This is a genomic window from Methanococcoides seepicolus (assembly GCF_023684405.1).
Lineage (GTDB): Archaea > Halobacteriota > Methanosarcinia > Methanosarcinales > Methanosarcinaceae > Methanococcoides > Methanococcoides seepicolus.
This window is the reverse complement of the sequence record NZ_JAGSOI010000091.1, coordinates 1-6,571: the sequence shown is the minus strand read 5'-3', so window position 1 is coordinate 6,571 and position 6,571 is coordinate 1. Positions and strand designations below refer to the sequence as shown.

General features: G+C 39.7%; 7 protein-coding genes. 5 read left to right on the top strand and 2 right to left on the bottom strand.

What is annotated here, in order from left to right:
- Positions 1 to 136 precede the first annotated feature (136 nt).
- The 5 genes from KDK67_RS13225 (at position 137) to KDK67_RS13205 (ending at position 4,216) form a co-directional block, all read left to right on the top strand.
- Positions 137 to 610 (top strand): DUF7479 domain-containing protein, encoded by a 474-nt coding sequence (locus tag KDK67_RS13225; protein ID WP_250869302.1) that lies wholly within the window; start codon positions 137 to 139, stop codon positions 608 to 610.
- A gap of 36 nt (positions 611 to 646) precedes the next feature.
- A complete protein-coding gene (locus KDK67_RS13220) occupies positions 647 to 2,134 on the top strand; it encodes a radical SAM protein (RefSeq protein ID WP_250869300.1) in 1,488 nt (495 codons plus the stop codon).
- A gap of 67 nt (positions 2,135 to 2,201) precedes the next feature.
- Positions 2,202 to 3,074, top strand: a complete 873-nt coding sequence (locus KDK67_RS13215; RefSeq protein ID WP_250869299.1) for a phenylacetate--CoA ligase family protein — start codon at positions 2,202 to 2,204, stop codon at positions 3,072 to 3,074.
- Positions 3,075 to 3,122: 48 nt separating this feature from the next.
- Positions 3,123 to 3,344 carry a hypothetical protein gene (locus tag KDK67_RS13210; protein ID WP_250869297.1) on the top strand — a complete coding sequence of 74 codons (222 nt, stop codon included), beginning with the start codon at positions 3,123 to 3,125 and terminating at the stop codon, positions 3,342 to 3,344.
- A 176-nt stretch (positions 3,345 to 3,520) separates the two neighbouring features.
- Positions 3,521 to 4,216, top strand: coding sequence for an MIP/aquaporin family protein (locus KDK67_RS13205; protein WP_250869295.1), 696 nt, complete (start codon positions 3,521 to 3,523; stop codon positions 4,214 to 4,216).
- A gap of 110 nt (positions 4,217 to 4,326) precedes the next feature.
- Here KDK67_RS13205 and KDK67_RS13200 read toward each other — a convergent pair whose 3' ends face one another.
- Positions 4,327 to 5,079, bottom strand: a complete 753-nt coding sequence (locus KDK67_RS13200) for a DUF5714 domain-containing protein (protein WP_250869293.1) — start codon at positions 5,077 to 5,079, stop codon at positions 4,327 to 4,329.
- Between the two features lie 393 nt (positions 5,080 to 5,472).
- The gene (locus KDK67_RS13195) at positions 5,473 to 6,324 is read right to left on the bottom strand and encodes a class I SAM-dependent methyltransferase (RefSeq protein WP_250869292.1); all 852 of its coding nucleotides are present in this window, start codon (positions 6,322 to 6,324) and stop codon (positions 5,473 to 5,475) included.
- Between the last annotated feature and the right edge of the window lie 247 nt (positions 6,325 to 6,571).

Genomic DNA, 6,571 nt, shown 5'->3' with positions numbered 1-6,571 from the left:
AGTTCATTATCGATATTGATCATATGCGGGATTTAATACATGAGAAATTTATGGAGTGCTCATCAAAAATTAGCTTTGCAAAGAGATGGATTGAAAAGTTTCTTAGTGAAAAACAGAAGTCCAAAATGTTGGGTGTTTGACTATAAATATATCTGATGAAACGAACAGCCTGTTGAAAGACAATGGGTTTAGAATCGAAGAAATCCAGGAGATTATCGAGAGTGCGGAATCCAGTGGTAACAAACTGAAGGATGCAGACGGAGAAGTTTTCATTGCAAGAGGCGATTCTGATAATCTGACGACCTATGCAGTTTATTCTCCTCTCGCAAATGGTGCATTTGAACTGAAAAGCGCATATGCCCATAAGATGAAAGTTGCCGGATTGACCGGTGGTTCTTTCGGTGAAGTCGAATATGATGACGAAAGTGGATGGACCTGTCACAAATGTAACGAAGAAGCAGTGGACAGGAATGTTGACATGTTCTATCTGGATGTTTCAAGACCAGGGCCTGGTATTGTTTGCCCCAAATGTGGTGATATCTATATTACTCAGGGCGTTACCAAGACACTGAAGACAGCCGAATCCATCCTGGAAGAAAAAAGAGCCTGATAGACCTTTGTAACTAAAAACTCCGGGAGGGAAAAGATGAAACAAATTAGTACAGTTGGTAGCCTTTGTCCTGAGTGTCTCAGGACCATTGAGGGTATCAAATTTGTAGAGGATGGCAAAGTATACATTAAAAAAGAATGTGCTGAACATGGTAGTTTTACTACACTCATTTCCAAGGACGTAAATCACTACCTAAAGATGGAAGAGTGTTTCGACGTAGATCGAGCGAGAGTTAAAGCACCTTTGACTGATGTAAATAAAGGCTGTCCTTATGACTGTGGCATCTGTCCCTCCCACAAACAGGATACCTGTCTTGCAATTGTGGAAATAACCGACAGGTGTGATCTAGGTTGTACATATTGTTTTGCAGATTCCACATCTGATGCCAGTAATGATCCGGACATGGATACGATAAGAAGAATGTTCGAAGCAGTAAAATCATGTTCCAATGAACCAACCTGTGTTCAGATCTCCGGTGGAGAACCGACATTAAGGAATGATCTGCCTGAGATCATCAAAATGGCAAAAGAAGTTGGAATTTCACATGTTGAACTGAACACCAATGGTCGTCGAATTGCCCGGGACCAGGATTATTTTGACCGTATAAAAGCAGCAGGCATCGATGCAATATACCTAGGATTTGATGGTGTTTCGGATGATGTATATTTACAGAGGACCGGGAAAAAGCTGTTTGATATAAAAGCTGAAGTTATCAATAAATGCGATAAAGCAGGAATTGGAGTTGTACTTGTACCTCTCGTGGCAAAAAATTACAACCTCCATGAAGTTGGCAAGATAATCGAATTTGCAAGCCAAAAAGTCCCAACTGTCAGAGGAGTACATTTCCAGCCGGTTTTCTATTCCGGAAGGTCTCCTGCTGAAATGGAAGGTAGGACTACAATTCTGGAATTGCTCGAAGAAATTGAGACACAAACCGATGGGCAACTGAAAGTCGAGAATTTTACACCTTCTTTGATGCCAACCGCCCACTGCGGAGCAACTTGTCTAACACTTATTGATAATGGCAATTTCATACCACTGACAAATGTATCAATGGGTGCTGTGAGATCAAAATCCGATGTTGCTAACAAAACTAAGAAATCAATAATGGGTCGATGGAAAGGTTCAACTCCGGATCTACAACCGGTTTCAAAGCCATCCTGTCATGATCTTCTTAGCAAAGCATCGTTGGTTAATGCCAGTAAAAGTGATGTTTCGTCTTCCTGTTGTGAAAAGCCGAATAACACTATTTCAATTGAAACAATACCCATGGAAAGCTCTTGCTGTCGTTCCAGTGGAGGATGGGCGGACTTTATTGAGATGAGCATGAACAAATACCTGACCATTTCAACAATGGCGTTCCAGGATGTGTGGTCATATGAAAAGGAACGTGTTGAGAATTGTTGTATACACGTAGTTACACAGGATGGAAAACTGATTCCTTTTTGCAACTACAATCTTAGCAATTGTAATGGTGATTTCCTGTATCGTAACAAGAACAAGGTCATTGGAATGGACGATTGATATCTCCATTTCTTTTTGATCGAAATTATGGGGTTTAATTTGTGAGTTGATAATAGTAACGGGGGTAATGAGATTGAATCTTCCTGAAAAAATCAGTGCATCCATTCGAATGAATGTAGCAAAAAGAAAACTGGATTCCAGAAAAATAAAAAACATACATGGAAATCCATTGGAACAGTGGGGCGTAGCTAAGATCAAAAAAGATATTGGTAAAGATAAAGAGTTAAAAAAAAATTTTGATGGCCAAGATCTTGACAGGGATGGTATAAAAGCATACAAACTTCTGAAATTGAAGGAACTGATGGATTATGTATCTGAGAACAGTCCGTTCTACAAGGAATTGTATGCAAAAGAAGGTCTCGACTCCTCCCAGATAAACACATATGAAGATCTGGCAAAGATCCCTCTTACAGATCAGGAACAATTGGCATCCCACCCTTATCATTTTCTCTGTGTTTCCAGGAAAGAAATTGCCCGTGAGTTCACAAGTTCAGGAACTACAAATATGCTAAAAAGAGTAGCATATACGCAGGGAGAGTTGCTTGAGATCGTCGATTCTGTTATTTCCGGGTTGAAGATGGCAGGAATGAGTTCTAATGGAGATACTTTGCAGATCATGTATCCTACAATAACGGCAACATGGGATCCAGGACTTGTTCTAAGTAAGGCCTGTGATCTTGCAGGTTTCCGTTCTGTGATAAATGATTCCGTTGATGCACAGAGCCAGATCAGCACTATAAAAGAAAATGGCACGACCGTAATTATCGGCACATCATCGTTCATCTATGATTTTTCAGTAGCAGCAAATAAGATCGAAAATGTAATGGATCTTGGTATTAAAAAGATAATTTGCTCATCTGAACCTTTAACTGACACCATGAGAATGGTGATCGAAAGTGTTTGGGGCTGCAAGACTGTCAGACAATGGGGGATGACATAACTTGGGCTGGCAAATGCTATTGAATGTGAGGGGCAGGATGGTTTACATGTGAATAACCCTGATTTCCTTATCGAAGTTATTTACCCAAAAACCGGGGAGATCCTGCCCCTCGGGGAAGAGGGAGAACTTGTAGTTACGACATTAAGACGCAGGTGCATGCCTCTAATACGATATCGCACACGTGACATTTCCGCAATTTATGACGGATCATGTAATTGCGGTGCTATTCTGGACCAGAGGATCATGAATGTGAAAAGGATGGAAGATTAAGGAAATATCTGTAAATATCTGCTGGAGTCTGTCGTTATACAAGTCGCTACGACTACCCCAGCAAATCTACCACACTAGCAGTCGCATTGGTTTGCATCTTCTTCAGGAGCTACAAACATATTTTATTTTATTACGATGCATTTTTCGATCCTTTCATTAAATATGGAGGTGGCTTCTTGATAAATTTAATATATAAAAGTTTGGCAGAACTCATAGGAACATTCGCTCTGGTGTTTGTTGCTGTTGGCTCAGTAAATATGAGTTGGGCTTTCTGGGAATCACTTGATGTTTTAGGTTCAGCGGCTGCATCTGGTATCATTGTTATGGTTATAGTATATTCCATCGGGAATATCTCAGGAGCACATATCAATCCTGCAGTGACTGCTTCTCTATTTGTTACAGGACAAATTGAACTGAAAAATACTATATATTATATTATATCACAACTAGGGGGAGCAATAGGGGCCTGTTTGCTATTGTCTTATATATTTCCTTCAATTGAATGTGGAACTGTTCTAGGGACAACGGTTTTGGCTTCAGACATTACTTTTGCTTCAGGCATATTGATCGAAGCAATTCTTACTTTTGCGCTTGTCTTCACTATTTTTGGAGTGGCAGTCGATAATAGGACTTCTACTAAGCATGCAGGTATCATTATAGGAACTATTGTATTTCTGGATATCATTGTGGGTGGAGGTTTGACAGGTGCATCAATGAATCCGGCAAGGACATTTGGTCCTGCTCTGGTTCTGGGACATTGGGCAGATCATCTGGTATATTGGATCGGACCACTTGCAGGTGGAACTTTTGCTGCAATCTTTTATAAAAAAGTATTTTCCCTGAAAACTGATAATAAAACAGATATTGCTTGAGAGCAAAATTTATTTTTTTAGCTGCATTCCAAAAATATCAATTGCCAATAGGAATAAGCAGCCTTAATAATGAAAATAAAAAAGTTCTGCAACCTATTTAGGTCTAATGATCAGTTTTTCGTGTCTATGGGTATTACAAATGAGCTGTTGTGTTCACTTATCCTGTAAACGCAATCCTTGTCACATTGTTCATTGTACTGAGTGTAGTGGCATTGAACATTTGTATTGAACTCATTTATCCAGTTAATTCCGAACAGTTCGGATAGATATTCCATCCCTTCTTTCAGGGAAAGTCTGGTAGCTTTTTTGCAACATCTTGCTCCGCCGGAATCGGCAATTGCTTTCAATGTTCTGGAAGTTCCCAGATTTGCATGTGAACGTTCTTTCGGGGTTAGTGGTGTAGCACCCAATAGAATGCTTATTGCAATTCCTGTTCCAATGCCTCCGCCGCATGCTCCCTGATAACCACAAAATCCTCCTGAAACTTTTTTACCTCTCTTGATACCTTCTATTATTTTGGTATCGTCTTTTTGGCCTCTAAAATTCAGGTATGCAGTTATAAGGACAGCAGGTACAAGTGAATGGTGTTCGGGACCATGCATGGGCATTCTTGGATGTGCCATTATTTTTTCTGCAATAAGAATTGGGTCCTTTAGATCCGTGTTCATACAAACGTTTTCGATAATTCCTAATGCATCTGTGGAATGGCAGCGATCACATACATAATGTGCACTTTCACAGCACATATAAGCATCTTCTTCAGTTCCACAATAATGGCATTTTGCTTTGCAAGTGTGATCATGGTAACTAATATCATTACCACAGACCATACAATTTGTTGTTCCTTTAGGTATTGCATCCATTTTTCTCACCTTCTTTTTAAATTTACGAATTCAAGGATAAGATGTGCTGTATTTGCTTCGATAGGATTGGTTATGATTTAAAGTTTTTGTGTTATATATAAAATTACGGCTCTGTAGAAAACCTATTTTTCATACACCCCAATTAATACTGGCTAATATTATAAAGAAATGATATGCCATTATAAAAACTTTTAGCAACTTGATTTATTTCAAGGTGTAGAAGTAAATTTATTGAACAATTAAAAAACAAAACTTGCTACTCCCCAATATCTAAATGGGTTCTTTTGGCGGGATATGGTTAGTAGGGAAAGATAGGAAGATAATGAATTACAATCGTTTCCTAAAATACATGTCCATATTACTGACCATCATTTGTTATGAAATATTAGAACCTTAAACTTTTTTACCAACACCAAGAACATAACCCACATACTTCGAAGTAGATCTCTTATTCAACAGTATCCTTTTACCCCTGCTGATCTGCTTGAACCTGTTCCTTATATTCCTGCTTGACAAAGCATATCTGATCATTCCGATCATCAAACCCAGGAACAGCTTGGCAAATTTCCCGAGCCCACCCATTGCCCTGATCACCAATTCTAGTTCCTTCAGGCTCACAGAAAGATGATGCCTATATACATGGACATCGCTCAATCCCGCTCTTTCGAGCCGCTGCTCCCACTCTTCAGGAGAATAAAGGGAAAAGGGTAACTGCGTGAGCTCACTAAAAATGCGTTCAGCCTCCAGGATCTCTTCCTCCATGGCTGGAGGGATATCCGCATCCCTGTACATCTCATTGATCCCCACCATGCCTCCGGGCTTCAATACCCGTACGAGTTCCTGAAATGCTTTATCCATATCAAAGAACTGTGCCACGAACTCAGTGATCACCACATCATAAGTATCAGGCTCGAAGGGCAGGTCATAGGCATCACCCATACGGAATTCCACCCTATCCCCAAGACCTAAGCTCTCTGCCCTCTCCTTTGCCTTTCTGATGGATACCTCTGCAATATCGACACCGACAACAGAGCAACCAAACCTTTCAGCTACAAAACATGCACTGAACCCCATACCACACCCAACCATCAGCACCTTGCTGGCTTTGTTGATCTGGCACAGCTCAGCCAATCTTTTCGTTGATGTCAGGCCACCCACATGAAAATATGGCACTCCGAGATAGCTCATGAAATCATAATAGCCCAGATCTTCGATATCTTTCATTGAAAGGTTTTTTTCTTGCATGATAAACCCAGTTTGACATTCAAATTCTTTCAAAAATAAATAGATCTAAAGATATCGATACTAAATAGAGAGGAATTAAAAAAAGAAAGAGTAATTGGCTTTACTATCAGTAGCCCGATAATTTATAGTCAAACACCCAACATTTTGGACTTCTGTTTTTCACTAAGAAACTTTTCAATCCATCTCTTTGCAAAGCTAATTTTTGATGAGCACTCCATAAATTTCTCATGTATTAAATCCCGCATAT

Bases quoted from the DNA above. Each gene is read 5' to 3' on its own strand.
- KDK67_RS13215 (WP_250869299.1), top strand. From the start codon at position 2,202: ATGAGATTGAATCTTCCTGAAAAAATCAGTGCATCCATTCGAATGAAT.
- KDK67_RS13220 (WP_250869300.1), top strand. From the start codon at position 647: ATGAAACAAATTAGTACAGTTGGTAGCCTTTGTCCTGAGTGTCTCAGG.
- KDK67_RS13200 (WP_250869293.1), bottom strand. From the start codon at position 5,079: ATGGATGCAATACCTAAAGGAACAACAAATTGTATGGTCTGTGGTAAT.
- KDK67_RS13195 (WP_250869292.1), bottom strand. From the start codon at position 6,324: ATGCAAGAAAAAAACCTTTCAATGAAAGATATCGAAGATCTGGGCTAT.